This is a genomic window from Chitinophagaceae bacterium (assembly GCA_030053935.1).
Taxonomy (GTDB): Bacteria; Bacteroidota; Bacteroidia; order Cytophagales; family JASGCU01; genus JASGCU01.
The window spans coordinates 1-17236 of sequence record JASGCU010000031.1; the positions used below are offsets into that span (position 1 = coordinate 1).

General features: G+C 32.9%; 15 protein-coding genes. 7 read left to right on the top strand and 8 right to left on the bottom strand.

Going from position 1 to position 17236, the window contains the following annotated elements; translation table 11 throughout:
• The first annotated feature begins 413 nt into the window (after positions 1 to 413).
• Complete coding sequence (locus QM536_04725; GenBank protein ID MDI9356317.1) at positions 414 to 1616, top strand: FAD-dependent oxidoreductase; 1203 nt, start codon at positions 414 to 416, stop codon at positions 1614 to 1616.
• 1 nt (position 1617) lies between these two features.
• Here the strand turns inward: QM536_04725 and sdaAA are convergent, their stop codons facing one another.
• Both sdaAA and QM536_04735 read right to left on the bottom strand, forming a co-directional pair.
• Positions 1618 to 2511 carry an L-serine ammonia-lyase, iron-sulfur-dependent, subunit alpha gene (sdaAA, locus tag QM536_04730; protein MDI9356318.1) on the bottom strand — a complete coding sequence of 298 codons (894 nt, stop codon included), beginning with the start codon at positions 2509 to 2511 and terminating at the stop codon, positions 1618 to 1620.
• 126 nt (positions 2512 to 2637) lie between these two features.
• Positions 2638 to 4803, bottom strand: a complete 2166-nt coding sequence (locus tag QM536_04735; protein MDI9356319.1) for a glutamine synthetase III — start codon at positions 4801 to 4803, stop codon at positions 2638 to 2640.
• A gap of 450 nt (positions 4804 to 5253) precedes the next feature.
• Between QM536_04735 and QM536_04740 the strand changes: the two genes are divergently transcribed.
• The gene (locus tag QM536_04740) at positions 5254 to 5700 is read left to right on the top strand and encodes a hypothetical protein (GenBank protein MDI9356320.1); all 447 of its coding nucleotides are present in this window, start codon (positions 5254 to 5256) and stop codon (positions 5698 to 5700) included.
• 1 nt (position 5701) lies between these two features.
• A complete protein-coding gene (locus QM536_04745; protein MDI9356321.1) occupies positions 5702 to 6172 on the top strand; it encodes a hypothetical protein in 471 nt (156 codons plus the stop codon).
• An 89-nt stretch (positions 6173 to 6261) separates the two neighbouring features.
• On the opposite strand, the gene QM536_04750 is transcribed toward QM536_04745, so the two are convergent.
• Genes QM536_04750 through QM536_04760 form a run of 3 tightly spaced genes read right to left on the bottom strand, consistent with a single transcriptional unit; the run spans position 6262 to position 10009 of the window.
• Entirely contained in the window at positions 6262 to 8460 is a 2199-nt protein-coding gene (locus tag QM536_04750; GenBank protein ID MDI9356322.1) for a xanthine dehydrogenase family protein molybdopterin-binding subunit, read from the bottom strand.
• A 20-nt stretch (positions 8461 to 8480) separates the two neighbouring features.
• Entirely contained in the window at positions 8481 to 9461 is a 981-nt protein-coding gene (locus tag QM536_04755; protein MDI9356323.1) for an FAD binding domain-containing protein, read from the bottom strand.
• On the bottom strand, positions 9458 to 10009 hold the full coding sequence (locus QM536_04760; protein ID MDI9356324.1) for a (2Fe-2S)-binding protein: 552 nt from the start codon (positions 10007 to 10009) through the stop codon (positions 9458 to 9460). The genes QM536_04755 and QM536_04760 overlap by 4 nt, the downstream gene beginning before the upstream one ends.
• A 509-nt stretch (positions 10010 to 10518) precedes the next feature.
• Between QM536_04760 and QM536_04765 the strand changes: the two genes are divergently transcribed.
• The 3 genes from QM536_04765 to QM536_04775 all read left to right on the top strand — a co-directional run bounded on the left by QM536_04765 (position 10519) and on the right by QM536_04775 (position 14072).
• Positions 10519 to 11229: a hypothetical protein gene (locus QM536_04765; GenBank protein ID MDI9356325.1), complete on the top strand. Its 711-nt coding sequence runs from the start codon at positions 10519 to 10521 to the stop codon at positions 11227 to 11229.
• A gap of 433 nt (positions 11230 to 11662) precedes the next feature.
• Positions 11663 to 13333, top strand: coding sequence for a urocanate hydratase (locus QM536_04770; GenBank protein ID MDI9356326.1), 1671 nt, complete (start codon positions 11663 to 11665; stop codon positions 13331 to 13333).
• Positions 13334 to 13358: 25 nt separating this feature from the next.
• Entirely contained in the window at positions 13359 to 14072 is a 714-nt protein-coding gene (locus QM536_04775; GenBank protein ID MDI9356327.1) for a 2-phosphosulfolactate phosphatase, read from the top strand.
• Between the two features lie 27 nt (positions 14073 to 14099).
• Here QM536_04775 and QM536_04780 read toward each other — a convergent pair whose 3' ends face one another.
• From QM536_04780 to QM536_04790, 3 genes are read right to left on the bottom strand one after another with little or no spacing between them, the layout of a single operon-like run.
• A complete protein-coding gene (locus QM536_04780) occupies positions 14100 to 15422 on the bottom strand; it encodes a vanadium-dependent haloperoxidase (protein MDI9356328.1) in 1323 nt (440 codons plus the stop codon).
• 3 nt (positions 15423 to 15425) lie between these two features.
• Positions 15426 to 15596 carry a hypothetical protein gene (locus QM536_04785; GenBank protein MDI9356329.1) on the bottom strand — a complete coding sequence of 57 codons (171 nt, stop codon included), beginning with the start codon at positions 15594 to 15596 and terminating at the stop codon, positions 15426 to 15428.
• Positions 15593 to 15862, bottom strand: a complete 270-nt coding sequence (locus QM536_04790) for a hypothetical protein (protein ID MDI9356330.1) — start codon at positions 15860 to 15862, stop codon at positions 15593 to 15595. The genes QM536_04785 and QM536_04790 overlap by 4 nt, the downstream gene beginning before the upstream one ends.
• 479 nt (positions 15863 to 16341) lie before the next feature.
• On the opposite strand from QM536_04790, the gene QM536_04795 reads away from it, so the two are divergent.
• Positions 16342 to 17236, top strand: an 895-nt coding sequence (locus tag QM536_04795; protein MDI9356331.1) for a hypothetical protein, incomplete at its 3' end; no start/stop codon positions are given.

Sequence of the window (17236 nt, forward strand, 5' to 3'; positions counted from 1 at the left end):
CAAATTCTGTGGATCAAAATATACAGAATACCGCGGGTATATTTAACCCTACTATTAATCCTGCCTATAATGAAGGTATTAGTGAAGGTGGAAGTTATGGAAGTTATCAATATCCATCCGATATCTTTTGGATGCAGATTCATTAATTAAAACAGAAGGTACTTTCTACGAAGATTGTTTGGAAGCATACTGCTTCGAATCATTATAGGGGTAATTATATGGAAGGGCAGTTTTTGTGGGGGGGACCTTTTTTTTAAAGAACTATATACATAAATAATAATATACTCAAATTAAGATGAGTTGGGAAATTTAAATACATCTTTACTTGTAATTATCTAGGTTTGTGAATAAAAATTTTCTCAATTTAATTTGTAATTATATACTTTTAGAACAATGCTATACTTATAAAACATATGCCAAAAAATATAAAAAAAACGATTGTACCAGAATTTGGAATGGATTTTGAAGGGAAGTATCTTACACGAGTAGATACAAATAGAAAGATTGTGGTAGTAGGTGCGGGAGCATTTGGAGGTTGGACCGCTCTCACATTATTAAAAAACGGTTATAACGTAACCCTCATTGACACATGGGGCGGTGGAAATTATAGATCTAGTTCGGGTGGAGAGACCCGATTAATTCGTTCTGTATATGGGAATAATGAATTCTATACACAATTAGCGATGCGTTCTATGCAAATCTTTAAGGATTTTGAGCATGATATTCGTCGAAAAATACTGTTTGAGACTGGGAATCTTTGGTTTGTAGATAAGAAAAATGATATAGAAATACAGGCGGCAATTGGACTAATGGAAAAATATGGAATCCACTATGAAATACTCTCTCAACAAGATATTATGAGTAGGTTTCCACTTGTATGTCCCCGCAAACGGGATTATTTTTTATTAGAAAAAAATGCGGGGTACCTCCTTGCAAGAGAAATAACAATGGAAGTAGTAAATCAATTTATAAAATATGGAGGAAATTATACGTGTGGAGAAGTAAAACCAGGAACCATAGAAAACAATACCATGGACTCTCTTCTCATACAAAACGAAAGAGTATTTGAGAATAGTTTTTATATATTTGCTTGCGGTCCTTGGCTGAAAACAATATTTCCTGATCTATTAGGAACGGAACTACAGGTTACGAAACAAGAAGTTTTCTTTTTTGGATTAACAGAAGAAGAAGCCACACATTATGAAAAATACCCTACTTGGATAGATATGGGGGGTAAAGAAATATATTATGGTATTCCAAGTGATATTTCTAGAGGTTTCAAAATAGCTTCAGATACAAGAGGAGAAAGTTTTAACCCTACAAATGGAAATAGAGTTATTACACCTAAAAATGTGGAAAAAGCCAGAAATTATATAAAAAAAACTTTTGCTTATACAGGAGAGCTTCCTCTTATTCAATCAAGGGTATGTCAATATGAAAATACTATAAACGGAAATTTTATAATAGATAATCATCCTATGGCAGCTGATAATGTTTTGATTGTAGGAGGAGGATCTGGGCATGGGTTTAAGCACGGACCAGCAATAGGAGAACTTATCTTGCACACACTACAGGCAAAAAAACCAGTGTATAATTTTTTACGTATCAAGAAGTAAGTTATAAATGGAGAGTTTTCACATCATTTTTCAGTACTCTTTTGGCTATTTCTCTTGCTGTTTTTGTGTTTGCTAATCCTCCTTCGGCTGTTTCTTTGTAGCGGGACTCCATTGCCTGCCCAATTTCTCCCATAGCATCTATACATTCATCAACAGGTATAACACTACTTACATCTGCAATTGCGATCTGAGCGGAAGAATAGGCAATAACCGCTGCACTTGCATTCCTCACCACACAAGGAACTTCTACTAAGCCCGCTACAGGGTCGCATACTAAGCCAAGCATACATTGTATAGTAATTGCTACTGCATTAAAAACCTGATCTATACTTCCATTGAGACAATATACAATAACTCCCGATGCCATTGCAGCGGCAGAACCTGTTTCTGCTTGACATCCTCCGACTGCTCCTGAAACGGATGCTTTTTTTTCTATTATAAGTCCTATACCCGCAGCTATAAGCATTCCTTTTATTATTTTTTCATCAGGGATATGATGTATTTCTTGAAGAGAAGTGAGGGTTCCAGGTAAAATTCCCGATGCTCCCGCAGTTGGTGCAGCTACTACCCTTCCCATACAAGAATTTACCTCTTTTGCGGATAAAGTATATGCTATTAAATTTTGAAATTCTCGAGATAAAACGGGATTTGCTTGGGAGTACACTTTTTTTCCACCATTATTTATCATTCCCGAACGAGATGTGGTATCTGATGTTAATCCTGTTTTTACTGCTTCTCTCATCACTGAAAATGCAACGTGCATTTTTTCTAATATGTCCGATTCTGTTTTCCCCTTCAATTCTTTTTCATATTCTAAAACAGGAGTATAGAGTTCCACATTATTTGCTTGACAGTATTCTTTCCATTCTTTAAAATTCTCAAATAGTATTTTCATTGTTTTCATAATTGATGATATAATATACTTTATACTCATTCCCTTAAAAATGAGAAAATAGTTCAAAAAGTAATAAAAATAGCAATAAAATAGTTTTTTAGAACCCAGCTTACATATAACTCATAACTACTTTAGAAATAAGAGTTCTCTATACTTTACGAGAGGCCATTTTTCATCATCTATTACGAGCTCTAATGTATCGACAGAAGTACGTATTGCGGAAAAGTATTTATTTTTAATATGTTCACAATAGGCAATGGCTTTGTCTCTATGGTTTTCTAAAGCATCTACTTTTTTTCTTTCTTGTATCATATTTTGAACTTGTTGTCGTATGAAATTTATTTGTTGTGATATATCTGCTACAAATTGTTTCATATCGGTATTATTGATTCCTAATTCTTGGATACCGAGGGCATTTGTAATAATGGTATTGTGGTATGCAATGGCAGTAGGTATTATATGATTTAAGCAAATATCTGCTATAACTCGTGCTTCTATTTGTGCTTTTTTTATATAGTTTTCTAACATTATTTCGTGTCTTGCTTGGATTTCTCTTTGGCTCAATATGTTATTTTTGGAGAAAAGTGCTATGGATTTTGGGGTTATGTAGAAGTCGAGAGATTGGGGAGTATCTTTTATATTGGATAGGCATCTTTTTTTTGCTTCTTGTTTCCATTCTTCAGAGTATCCGTCACCTTCAAAACGGATATTTTTTGAGGATTTTATGTATTCTCTGAGCACTTGTATAATAGCAATTCTTTTTTCTTTTTCGAGAAGTTCTCCTTTTTCCTCAATAGTTTGGTAAAAGCTATGAAGTTGATCGGCAACAATGAGATTAAGTATCATCATAGGATTGGATACATTTGCGTCTGCACCTACAGCTCGGAATTCAAATTTATTTCCGGTGAAAGCAAAAGGAGATGTTCTGTTTCTATCTGTATTATCTAATATTATTTCGGGAATTTTATCAATACCTAATTTCATATACATATTTTCTCCTTTTTCTATGTGGATATCCCCTTTTGTCTCCAGTTCATCTAAAATTTTAGAGAGGGTTTGCCCGATAAATATAGAGATAATAGCAGGAGGGGCTTCATTAGCTCCTAATCGGAAGTCATTTTGATATGATGCGATGCTTGCTCTCAAGAGGTCGGAATGCTCGTGTACTGCCTTTATGACATTGATAAAAAAAGTGAGGAACATGAGGTTTTCTCTCGCACTATTGGTAGGTTGTAAAAGATTTGTTCCCGTATCTGTGCTGAGTGACCAATTATTATGTTTTCCGCTTCCGTTTACTCCTGCAAATGGTTTTTCATGAAATAGGACTTTGAGATTGTGTTTGAGAGCTACTTTTTCCATTATATCTCGCAAAAGCTGGTTATGATCTACTGCCAGATTCATTTCTTCAAACATCGGCGCAACCTCAAACTGTGAAGGGGCTACTTCGTTATGTCTTGTTTTTACAGGTATTCCTAATATATGGCATTCTATTTCAAATTCTTTCATAAAATCTAAAACACGAGGGCTAATAGTTCCGAAGTAGTGGTCATCTAATTGTTGTCCTCTTGCAGGGTGATGTCCAAAAACAGTTCTTCCCGTCATCATTAAATCGGGTCGTGCATTATAGAGGGCTCTATCTATCACAAAATATTCCTGTTCCCAACCCAAAGTAGAAAAAACCCTATTGATACTACTATCAAAAAGATGACATACTTTGGTTGCTACCTTGTCTAACACATCAATTGTTTTTAAAAGAGGAGTTTTGTAATCTAAAGTTTCACCTGTATAAGAAACAAATATAGTAGGGATACAAAGAGTGTTTTCTATTAAAAACATATGCGAGCTGGGATCCCATGCGGAGTATCCGCGTGCTTCAAAAGTACTTCTCATTCCTCCACTCGGAAAAGAAGAAGCATCAGGTTCTTGCTGTACCAAAGCACTTCCTCTAAAAATTTCTATATTTTTTAAAGAATCAAAAAAAGAATCATGTTTTTCGGCGGTAGACCCCGTAAGCGGTTGAAACCAATGTGTATAGTAATTTGCTCCTTTATTCATCGCCCACAATTTTACTCCCGCTGCCACAGCATCCGCTGTTTGTATATCTATTTTTTTACCTTCTTTGATAATAGATTCTACTTTTTTGAAGTCCGTAGCAGATAATATTTTTTGCATCTCTTCTAATCCAAAAACATGGTTTCCAAAATAATCTGATACTTTCCCCGATGGGTATTTCACTTCTACTCGTTCCCTTCTGTTTACTACATCTAATGCTTGAAATCTTAAAATAGCCATGTATATAAATTAATAAATAGTATGATAATACATTATATTGATTATAATATGAACGTGTAAATTATAATTTTATATAGATTATTACAAATAACAGTTATTTTTTTGTGACTTTTTTAAAAAAAATATGTTTTTTTACTCATCTAAGGGTATTATTATGCGTTTTTGTAATTACAGAGCATACTATAAAAAAGTGTCGTAACCAAAATAATTTTATGTTTTTGTCCCCCATTATTATATTTTATTGTATTTTTAGTATAGTTGTCATAATAAAAAATAATTATATCTAAAAAATGGATAATATAATTACTTTTCATTCAATAAATGTATTTTTACGATGATGTAAAAACACATTTCATAATTATATTTTTACCTCTTTTATTTTGTTATAGTTGTAAAGAAAAAATATTCTATAAAAAAACATATTACTTATTATCATATTACATTATATTTATGACATATCAAATAATTCTTTATATTCATTCGTGGTTACGTTGGTTAGGGTTATTATTACTCATATTTCAGGTTTTAAAATCCTTTTTTTCATGGATTACAAAACGAAAATATTTACGAAAAGATAAAATTTTTACTTCTGTGCTCGTTGGTTTATTGGATATCCAACTTGTACTCGGTATAGGACTTTATTTTTTCTTAAGTCCCATTTCAATGAAAGGGTTAGAAAATATAGGGGAGGCAATGAAAGATAGCACAACGAGATTTTGGACAGTAGAACATTTTTCTATGATGCTGGTAGCAATAGTATTAGCACACATAGGAAAAATTAAAATCCAAAAAGAAATGGCTGATCCTCGAAAATTTAAATTACAAGCACTGTATTTTTTTGCATGCTTATTACTTATCATTGCAGGGATTCCTTTCGAGAGATGGATTGTAAGATAATATGATATCTGTAATAAAGGTCCTGAACACCATTTTTCGTTTGCTATTTGTATCCATGTTATTACTTATATACGCTTATTTCCCTGATACAGTTTCATTACGAAGCACTTATTTTAATATTTCTCTCAATAAAGAAGTGCTTTTTTATGTGTTTCTGATAGGTGAGATAATCCTCTATAGTATTATAAGGTACTGTATTTATGTACTAAATGGGAAAAAAATGGATTTTTTGCTGGAACCAGAAAAAGAGTTCTTTTGCATTTGGTTATATGTATTTTCTGTAATAATGCATATCTGCTTTATAACAACATTCGTATTTCTCAATATACTTAACAATGCAGAGCATATAGATATATCAAATTATGGTTATATACCTATTGTTAGTGTGGCATTAGTGGGTATGTGTTTTTTATTTCTTTTCTATAAGATTATAAGATTTGTTATTTTTAGAATCTCTTCTTCATCAGCTTAACTTTTGTTACTGATAAGAGTACAGTAAAAAATGGTTTTGCATTGAGTACATGAAAAAAGAGTTATCGTTATTGCTACTTTTCTCTGTTTTTATATACCTCTTATCATTTTTTCAGAGGTGATAGGGAGGTCTTTTAAGCGAATACCGGTTGCGTTATAGATAGCATTTGCTAGAGCAGCAGCACTTCCAATAATACCTACTTCACCTATTCCTTTAGAACCCGCAGGGTTACTGTTATAATCGGGTTTGTCAATAAACTGTACATCAATAATAGGAGCATCTGAATTTACAGGAAAATGGTACCCTGCAAAATCATCTCCTATAACACTACCTGTGTGCTTATCTACTATTTTTTGCTCCATTAAAGCCATCCCTATTCCTCCTATAACAGCTCCTGTAACTTGGTTTGTTGCTGCTTTTTGGTTAATAATTTTTCCTCCATCTACTACGACAAGGTATTTCTCTATTACTACCTTACCGGTAAGTTTATGAATTTTTAGTTTACAATAATGTGCAGCGGCAACGCAAAAAGCAAGTTTTTTTCTTTCTTCTCCTGTGCTTGCGGTTGCTGTTTCTTCTATGGATTCCAATTTGTGATGCTCTAATATTTCTTTAAAACTCACCGTTTGAGAATTTGTTTTTAATACAATTCCGTTTTCTGTAAGCATTACATCCTCTGGTTTTATATCTTTAAATTGAATATTAAGCGATGATGTGTAGAAAATCAGTTTTGATACAAATGCTCTGCTTGCGGCTTCTACTGCTCCTACAATAGAAGAAAAACCTATACTTCCTCCTTGACTTGGTGCGGGAGGAAGGTTTGAGTTTCCTAATTGGATTTTGATATTTGACTTCGGCATACCGGTTACAGAATTTGCTATATTGAGCATCCCTGTTCCTGTCCCTGTGCCAATATCGGTCATTGCAGATTTTACGGTCATAATTCCTTTTTTATCAATACTTACAGAAGCACTGGCAGTTGTTCTTCCTGCTCCCCACATGCCTACTGCCATTCCATATCCTTCATACCAATTATTTTGGAGTGCTTGTGCTGGTTGCTTTTGTCTTTTATTCCATCCGATTTTTTCTGCTCCTATTTCAATACATTCTTTTACAAAATGGGTTGACCATGGTAGTTGTGTATCGGGGTGTTTTTCATAAGAAATATTTTTTAAACGAATTTGAACGGGGTCCATATCTAATTTATAACACAGCTCATCTATTGTGCATTCCAAAGCAAATGCTCCGGAACATTCTCCAGGACCACGCATCCAAGTAGGCATAGATATATTGAGAGGTACTTCTGCGTTTTCTGTTTTTAAATTTGGAAAAGCATAGCATATTCTTGAAATCCTTCCCATCCCTTCGCTAAAATTTTGGAGGAGAGAGCACTCGTTTTTATGTTGGTGAATGAGTCCTAAAAAATTACCTTCATTATCAGAACCTATAGTGATACTTTGCCAAGATGCAGGTCTAAACCCCACGCTATAGAACATCTGCTGTCGGCTCAAAACTATTTTTACGGGTTGTTGCAAATGTTTTGCGGCTAATACAGCAGCAACAGTATGTGACCAAACTAATAATCCCGATCCGAATCCTCCTCCTACAAATTCACTTACTACTTCGATATTTTCAGGTTTTAGTTCAAATAAATTACTTATAATCCTTTGCACGCTATTGACACCTTGATTTTTATCGTATAGTTTTACCCTATTTTCTCCAAACCATTCTGCAATAGTCGCATGTGGTTCCATAGGATGATGTACTTCTGCTTGGATCGTATAGTGTGATTCTATAATATGTGTTGTATTTTTCCAACTATCGGTACTTCCACGTTCTTTATCAGAATTTTTTAAAGGAATATTTACCTGTTCCTCAAAAAAATTTACTTTAAAAGAACTTGTCTCATACTCTATTTCTATTAAACTTGCTGCGTACTGAGCATCTTCAAGAGTTTTTGCTAAAACTAATGCAACATGTTGTCCTTTATAATAAATCATATCTGTATGAAAGATAGGAAACGGATACCGTGATGCCTTTATTTTTTCAGGGGTACTAAAAGCTGGTATAATAGGTTTATTAAAATAAGAGATAATATCTAACACTCCTTCCACTTTTTTTGCATATTCTGTATGGATACGGAGCATCTTACCCGCAGCAACGGTACTGCCAATCAATACTCCATAACATACATTATTCACTTCATATTCTGCGGAATATTTTCCCGAACCTGTAACCTTGGACTTCGCTTCTATTCTTCCGTCTATTTCTTTTTCTGTTAGTTCCATACAATGTTATTTTTTCATGTTTATAAATTAATTGCTTGCATAAGTGCTGTTTCTATTGCTCCTCGAAGTAAAGGGATTTTAAATGTACTTGTCTTGGGTGGGTTGATACCTTTCACGATAAGATCTGCTGTTTCTTTATATATTTCAAAAGAGGGATTTTTACCCACTAAAAATTTTTCTGCTTCATACCAACGCCATGGTTTATGGGCAATGCCTCCTGAAGATAATCTTGCTTCCACTATGGTATCATCTTTTACGTCTAATGCTGCTGCAACAGACACCAATGCAAAAGCGTAAGCATCTCTATCTCTTAATTTTACGTAACTATTATTTTTTGTCAAAAATGGAATAGAAATTTCAATAGAGGTGATAATAGCATTCACTGGTAATATATTATCTGCTATGGGGTTATCATTTGTAAGACAATAAAAGTTATGAATATCCAAAGATTGGTTTTCCCCTTCTTTTGTAATGCAATGAATTTTTGCATTATATATTGAAAGGGCAACCGCCATGTCTGATGGGAAAACAGCAATGCAATCTTTTGTATACCCTACTAATGCGGTATAGCGAGTATCACCGTTTACAGCACTACAACCAGAGTTTACATTTCGTTTATTGCACGGTGCTGTTGTATCATAAAAATAAGGACATCGGTTTTTTTGTAAAAGATTACCACCTACGGTTGCCATGTTTCTTATTTGTTGAGATGCCCCAGCTAATATTGCTTTACTCAAAAGGGGAGCATGTTCTTTTATTATTAAATTTTCGGCTACCGAGGCATTTTTTACTAATGCTCCAATGATAATACTCTGTCCTTTTTTTTCAATAGTATCTGAAATATCCGTTTTGTTAATATCTATCAAAGTATCGGGTTGAGTTATGTTTTTTTTCATCAAATCTGCTAGATTTGTTCCTCCCGCTAAGTACTGAGCATCTCTTTTTTTGGATTTTATAGCATCTTTTATATGATGCGGTTGTATAAAATTAAATGGTTTCATTGGTTTACAATTTTTTGAATGGATTGAACAATACCATTATAAGCAGCGCATCGGCATAAATTTCCGCTCATAAATGATTTTATTTCTTCTATAGAATTAGCTTTATTTTCTTTCACACACGCAATAGCCGACATAATTTGCCCCGGTGTGCAATATCCACATTGAAAACCATCACAACTTATAAATGCTTCTTGCATGGGATGTAAAGCACCATCTATCGCAATACCTTCTATAGTAGTGATGGATTTGTTTTCCAGAGTGGTGGCAAAAGTGAGACAGCTCAATGCCGTTTTACCATTTATATGTACCGTACAAGCACCGCATTGCCCATGATCGCAACCTTTTTTTGTTCCCGTAAGATGCAAGCTTTCTCTTAATATATCTAATAAAGTAGAACGCGTATCTACCCGTAAAGTAATATCTTTTTGGTTTACTTTGAGAGATAATACTTTTATTTTTTTAGGAAAAACGAACCTTTCTTTTATTTCCACAGCAAACGATTTTATAATCGGTGAAATTGCCAAAAAAGCTCCAAACAAAAACTGCATTTTTAAAAAGAAACGCCGAGATATATTTACATTTTGACTCATGATATCTATAATTTTATGGTATGTTATAAAATAAAAAATATGAGTCCCCTCTGAAAAACCGTTTTTATAGAAATATTAAGTTTTAAAACCATCGAGAATAAAACAGTTATAAAATTATAAATGTATTAAAAGTAATTTTTCGAAATAGACTCGTTTTTGAATTTCTACAATATGTATTTTTTTTGATTTTTTATTTACAAAAACAATTAAAAATATTCATTATTCATTCTGAAAAGTTATAATTTTCTGTAGTTTATCTATTTTTTTCATAGAAACAAAAAAATGAGGAGGATTTCATTATGCATTCATATTTTTTTGTATTTATCTAAAAGTTTACTTTTGATACATTTGTAGTTCTGTAACTGTTTGACTATCCATAATTTTTAAACTTACTATTTTTATAAAAGAAAGTTTTCATAGTGGATTAATATTTTTCATCATTATTAATGGAACCAATTATTTTTTATATGCAAAATACAGAGATAGAATTTTGGGAAAATCATTACCTGAATCAAATAGAATTTACTCTGAAACAGGACTTAGAAAAAATGCTTGAAGGTCTCAGGTCAAAAGATAAAATAAAACAAGATTGGATAGAAATATTTAAAAAAAGTGCTGATAAAAACTCCGATTTTGCTCGTGGGGCAGAAAGAATTTACTATTGGCTGTTTCAACAATTGGGTATACCAAATTCTTCTCCTATCGGGGCAGATATGTTTTTTGAAACATACAACGCCTTTATTCATATTGATATAAAAACAGCAAAGTCCGATAATATGTCCGATTTCCAGGGTACAATACTTGTAGGAGCAAATCAAACCAGTTATAAAACAGAAAAGCCCTTTGAAGTTCATCTTCCCACTATATATTCACATGAAAACAAAATATGTCTTACTTATTTTATCAACATAATATACGAAATAGAAAAAGATAATGTGGGTATAAAAGGTATTTATCTTATCTGTGTGCCTAATGGAAAACTTTATGAACACTACGGTTTAGATATTGTTGGTTCAGGAAAATCAGGCTACTCCGGTAAAGGATTTAGATATTGTTATTCGGAAAGTTATAAATTTGATCTTTTATCTGATAAACCTTTTCGTATCCGAAGAATATACATTACAGAAGAAGACAAAAGTAGAGAATATGAGTTTATAAAAGTGAATTTACCCCAATGATACAAACGTACAAGATCATACTTTCAGATATATATGCTGCTCTTTTAAGTTTAGAGAACGATTCTATATATCTATAGAGGAACCTCACTATTTTTTTCTTCTCCGTCACACCAAAATAGAATATATTATACTTATAGGGGGTTCTAAAAATTCAAATCCTAAAAACTGTATCCCTTAAAAACCAATATTTAGAGACGTTGCATTCTCTACTTTTTTTTTTGAAGAAATCAATTTTTAGAACCCACCTTATATAAAAAAAATAAATATTGAGTCCACTCCGAAAAGTCGTTTTTACAAAAATAATGAGGTTTAAAACTATTGATAATCAAACATATCCAAAACTATAAATGTATCAAAAGTGACTCTTTAGAGTATCCATATAATTGAATTACGAAAATCAAATTAATAATAAAACACATAATATTTTACAACAATGGTACAAAAAAAAAATTTTTTAGAAAAATATGCAAAGCATCCGCATTATATATCCCCTACAGGAACAAGTATTCACGCAAAAAGTTGGCAAACAGAAGCCCCTCTCAGAATGTTTTTAAATAACTTAGACGCAAGGGTAGCGGAAGATCCTTCTCGTCTCATCGTTTATGGAGGAACGGGACAGGCGGCACGTAATCCCGAAGCGGCTCAAAAAATTATAGAACATCTGTTAGATTTAGATGAGGACCATAGTTTACTTATCCAATCCGGAAAACCTGTGGGAATAGTACGAACACATAGTATGGCACCTCGTGTTTTAATAGCAAACTCTAATTTAGTTCCCGCATGGGCTACTTGGGAGCATTTTCAATCTTTGAAAGAACGTGGACTGATGATGTATGGGCAAATGACTGCGGGAAGTTGGATTTATATAGGTTCACAGGGTATTTTACAAGGAACTTATGAGACGTTTGTTGCTTGTGGAAAGACACATTTTCAGAACGAATTGAAAGGAAAGTTAATATTTTCAGGTGGATTAGGAGGAATGGGAGGGGCTCAACCACTCGCTGCTACCATGGCTGGCGCTACTTTTTTAGGTGTAGATGTAGATGCAGAAAGGATCCAAAAACGTATTGACACCAAATATATAGATAGAATAACTCATAACTATGAAGAAGCAGTTGGATGGTCTTTGGAAGCAAAACAAAAGAAACAAAATATTTCCATAGGATTGGTGGGAAATGCGGTTGATGTATTAAAAAAATTGTTGCAAGATGCTATTATTCCTGATATTGTAACGGATCAGACCTCTGCCCATGATCCTTTATTTGGCTATGTTCCCCATACAATTTCTCTATCAGAGGCAATAGATTTGAGAAAAACAGACCCTAAAAAATACCAGGCACTTGCAATAGAATCTATGACTCAACATGTAAGATTGATGTTACAGATGAAACAAAAAGGGAGTATTGTTTTTGATTATGGAAATAATATTAGACAATACGCTCAAGAAGGGGGAGAAAAGCATGCATTTGATTTTCCGGGGTTTGTTCCTGCTTATATTCGTCCTCTTTTTTGTGAAGGGCAGGGTCCTTTTCGTTGGGTAGCATTATCGGGTGACCCTGAAGATATTTACTGCACAGACGATGCTATAATGAAGGCTTTTCCTGAAAAAAAACATGTAATAGGTTGGTTACAAAATGCCCAGAAAAAAATCAGTTTTCAAGGTCTCCCCGCAAGAATTTGTTGGTTGGGAATGGGAGAAAGAGAAAAAGCAGGACTTATTTTTAATGACTTAGTGAAACAAGGAAAAGTAAAAGCCCCTATAGTTATTGGGAGAGACCACTTGGACTGCGGATCCGTTGCTTCACCAAATAGAGAAACAGAAGCCATGATGGATGGAAGCGATGCGGTATCTGATTGGACGTTGCTCAATCTTATGTCTAATACATCAGGAGGGGCTACTTGGGTAAGTTTTCATCATGGAGGGGGTGTGGGGATAGGATTTTCTCAGCATGCAGGAATGGTCATCTTAGCAGATGGAACAGAAAGAGCAGAAAAATGTATAAAAAATGTTCTTTATAATGACCCCGCTATGGGAATTTTTCGGCATGCGGATGCCGGGTATCCCATTGCAAAAAATATTATGGAATCCCAAAAAATGTTTTAAAATAAAATCTCATATATTATTTTTCATGAAACATATAGATATTTGCCTCAGCCCCGAATATATATTTCAACATACAGATATTGATAAAAAAAATGTAGTAATAGTAGATATTTTTAGAGCAACTTCGTGCATTGTTACCGCACTCGGAAGCGGTGTCCAAGCACTCGTACCTCTTACCAACGTAGAAGAATGCAAGGAATATAAAAAATGGGGCTATTATACAGCAGGGGAAAGAGACGGAGAAAAAATATCTGAATTAGATTTAGGCAATTCTCCTTTTGAATATATGAATGACGCTTTTAAAAACAAAAAAATTGCCTTTACCACTACCAACGGAACTCAAGCTATAAAAACAGCCGAAAATGCAAAAGAAATAACCATCGCTTCTTTTTTAAATATAACAGCAGTTGCCAATTATCTCATACAAAAAGAAGAAGATATATTGATTATTTGTGCGGGCAGAAAAGGAAAGATAAGTATGGAAGATAGTTTATTTGCGGGAGCAATCGTAGAAAAAATGCATCTATCAAATATACATGTATCTAATACCGCTTTTCTATTCCAAACTCTTTTTTCTTCTGTAAAAAATAATGTAGTATCCTTTCTCACACATTCGGAAGCATATAAAAACTTAGAACGCCGTAATGCAACAAAGGACATATTTTTTTGTTTGAAAGAAGATATATTTTCAGTGATACCTGTGTATAATAAAAACACAAAAGAGATACGTTCATTGTGATGCAGGCATTTTAAAGGATATAAACATTTATTTTCTGGTGTGAATAGATGCATGTATCCATTTTCCTATTTTTTTTCCTTGTGAAAGTCCTTCTGTTATAGCAGGACGATAATGTATTCCTCCGTATATACGACTAATAGCAGCTTCATCACACGCATGAATAAAAGATTGAAAACTTCTTACCTCTAATCCAAATTCTACTTCGCTGGAGTCCACAAATGCAAATTTTTCTCCAAATATATTTGTAAGCACGGTTGCAGAAGCCCCCGAAATAACACTATGTCCACTGGTATACTCAGGGAAAGGGGGAGTTTGGAGTAAAGGTGTCCAATCCATATCTATATTTTCATTTATATAGGTTTCAGGACGGACTAAAATACTTCTCCATTTTTCATCCCAACAACTTATGAATGCATCAAAAAGAGCTATAGAAACAAGCGTATATGCTTCTACAGTTTGAGAGAAGTTTGTATTTTTCATTTTAGTAGCAATGGAAGTGATACTCATCCAATGTCCACCGGGGGTCATCTTTTTAGTAGCAAACATCGCATGCCCTTTATGGTGTGAAACATAGGGGTTACAATCCCAGAATCCTGCAATTATTTTTTGCTCGGGGGTAAGGTTTTGAGAGATAGTATATACTTCTAATGCATTTTGGTAAAAAACACTATTTTTTTCTTTGCTAAAAGAGGTGGGAGAGGGTGGGGAAAATTGACTTGGAGAATCTAAAGTGATAGGTCTTACTTTATTCCAATGAGGTTCTACCCCTTCCATATAATCGGGCGGGGTAGGTTTCCAATATTGAGAAGCTTTTTGAATACTATACTTAGGGAAAGACCGCGTTTGTTTATAGTTATCTTTGCTTGCCCATGAAAGGATATGTTCTGCAACTTTATTTCCATAGAGAATAGAATTTTTAATTCTTTTTTCATCTACTCCCATCTTTTTTATTTCGTCATACATTTCTTGTTGGTGTCTATTCATTTTGTCTTCAGAAAATATCAGTGCTTTGCTCACAGAAGTATATGCTTGTAATGAAGCGATAGAAAAAGAAATATCTTGTTCAGCAGGTGGAGGAGGGCATTTTTCCAATCCGTTGATTTGCCCAGAAAGAGAAACATACTGGGAGTCCCCCATAGCAACAACTTCGTATGCTGCTATATCAGAATATGCGTAAATCCGGGAAGCAACGGGAGGAGAAAATATATCATGAATAATTATATCAGTAGTTTTTTTAACAGAAGAATGAAAAAAAGAAGAATCTACTTCTCGTATTGTTTTTTTTTCAGCACAGCTCCCTAATATTATGAGCGGAATCAAGAATAATCCTTGGATATTTTGTAAATGCATTTTTTATTCTTTATTTATTTTTTGTTCTAAATACGGGACTAATAGGTCTAACATATAATTATCAATACTTCCATGAATAAAATAGATTTTTCCTGTTTTCTTTAAGATAGGAATATGTGTATCAAACATTGCTAAGTCTATTTCCTTTGTTATTCGTAAATAATCTATTTTCATACAATACTTGTCATAAGTGTCTTTTTTTGCATATAAAAAAAACCTATATCTTCTTTGGATATTAGAGTTGTGTTTTCCATACATGAATTTATAAAACCTACATATAAACTGATAAAACCGTAATATAAAGAAGCGGTCCCACCACACATATAGTACATTTTACTTTCATAATTTTCTATAACATCTTGATGCGGTAATAATTTATCTATGCTTGTTTTTACGTATGGAATATTGAGTTCTTTTCTCATCTCTTCTACCAATTTCACAATAGGTTTTGCAATGGAATTATTTTTGAGAGGAAATATTCCTAATGTTTTCCCTTGTTCTACAGCCGCTAAAGTTCCCGCATAATATCCTCATAATAAATATTCACAATTATATTTTTCTCCCGTCTTTATATTTGTATTTCCAAAATTACCTTTTATTATTTTTGCTGACATATTGTGTATAATATGTAGTATAAGATTTCTCAAAGTGTATTGTATGAAATACATTGATGAATAATTCAAAATTTTTGTGTAAGCGTATATTACACAAAAAAAGTAACTACTTATATTCTACATTTTTAACAAAATTAAAAAAATTGTAATTATTTAGCATCTTAATAAAAAATGGTACTAAACAAAATAATAATTTAGTATATTTAACTCACATTACGCAAAAAAATATCTTCAAAAAGTTTATTTTAACATTTGATATTGATTCCTCTACGAAAAGTTTTTTTAAATAGAAAGAATTGATAAAAATGAATAGAAGAAAATACCGTTTAGATTATGATAATAGCTTTAAAAGTATAATAGAGTTTCTTCTGCCCGAGTTTGTAGAGTTTTTCCTTCCAAAAGTTGCTGTAGAGGTTGATTGGGATAAAAGAGAAGAAATAGAATTTTTAGAGCAAGAGCTATCCAAAGAGTTTAAAGAAAAAGGTTTAGATAACAAAAGAATAGACAAACTTATAAAACTTCCACTCAAAGATGGTACAGAAAAATATATATTTGCCCACGTAGAGATAGAAAGTTCCATGAGTATTGATTTTTCTGAAAGGATGTTCACCTATAATTATCTTATTAGAAAAAAACTAAAAATAGAAAATTTAGAAAGCGTAGCAATCTTTGTAGGGAAAAAGTATCCAAAAAAATTTGGTATATACGATAAAAAAACTCACTATACCCAATTAACTTTTAAGTATGCAAGTTATAGAGTTATGGAGCAAAAAGAAGAAGATCTTATGAAAAGTAAAAACTCTTTTGCAATAGTCATTTTAGCCATTCTACTCATAAACAAAAGCACCACGATAGAAGAATGTCTTGATATAAAAAAACGTATTTTAGATATCATAAAAAACAAAAAAATAATAGGTGATAATCTTTTAGGATTATCCACTTTTATAAAAAATGTTTTATTTTTACCAAATAAATATAAAAAAATAGAAGAACAATATTTTCAAAATATAATAACCATAAATATGAGTAAAACAGGATTTAAAACGTATGCTGAGGCACGTCAGGTGTTAGATGGTGCATTACTAATAGGAAAAATGGGGGGGACAATAGAAATAGCTATGGAAAAAGTGAGACAAGAAGGAAGGCAAGAAGAAAGACAAACCATACTAGCTCAATCAGTACTTGGACTCTATAGAAATG

Coding starts and splice junctions, on each gene's coding strand:
- QM536_04725 (MDI9356317.1), top strand. CDS start 414: ATGCCAAAAAATATAAAAAAAACGATTGTACCAGAATTTGGAATGGAT.
- sdaAA (MDI9356318.1), bottom strand. CDS start 2,511: ATGAAAATACTATTTGAGAATTTTAAAGAATGGAAAGAATACTGTCAA.
- QM536_04735 (MDI9356319.1), bottom strand. CDS start 4,803: ATGGCTATTTTAAGATTTCAAGCATTAGATGTAGTAAACAGAAGGGAA.
- QM536_04740 (MDI9356320.1), top strand. CDS start 5,254: ATGACATATCAAATAATTCTTTATATTCATTCGTGGTTACGTTGGTTA.
- QM536_04745 (MDI9356321.1), top strand. CDS start 5,702: ATGATATCTGTAATAAAGGTCCTGAACACCATTTTTCGTTTGCTATTT.
- QM536_04750 (MDI9356322.1), bottom strand. CDS start 8,460: ATGGAACTAACAGAAAAAGAAATAGACGGAAGAATAGAAGCGAAGTCC.
- QM536_04755 (MDI9356323.1), bottom strand. CDS start 9,461: ATGAAACCATTTAATTTTATACAACCGCATCATATAAAAGATGCTATA.
- QM536_04760 (MDI9356324.1), bottom strand. CDS start 10,009: ATGCAGTTTTTGTTTGGAGCTTTTTTGGCAATTTCACCGATTATAAAA.
- QM536_04765 (MDI9356325.1), top strand. CDS start 10,519: ATGCAAAATACAGAGATAGAATTTTGGGAAAATCATTACCTGAATCAA.
- QM536_04770 (MDI9356326.1), top strand. CDS start 11,663: ATGGTACAAAAAAAAAATTTTTTAGAAAAATATGCAAAGCATCCGCAT.
- QM536_04775 (MDI9356327.1), top strand. CDS start 13,359: ATGAAACATATAGATATTTGCCTCAGCCCCGAATATATATTTCAACAT.
- QM536_04780 (MDI9356328.1), bottom strand. CDS start 15,422: ATGCATTTACAAAATATCCAAGGATTATTCTTGATTCCGCTCATAATA.
- QM536_04785 (MDI9356329.1), bottom strand. CDS start 15,596: ATGAAAATAGATTATTTACGAATAACAAAGGAAATAGACTTAGCAATG.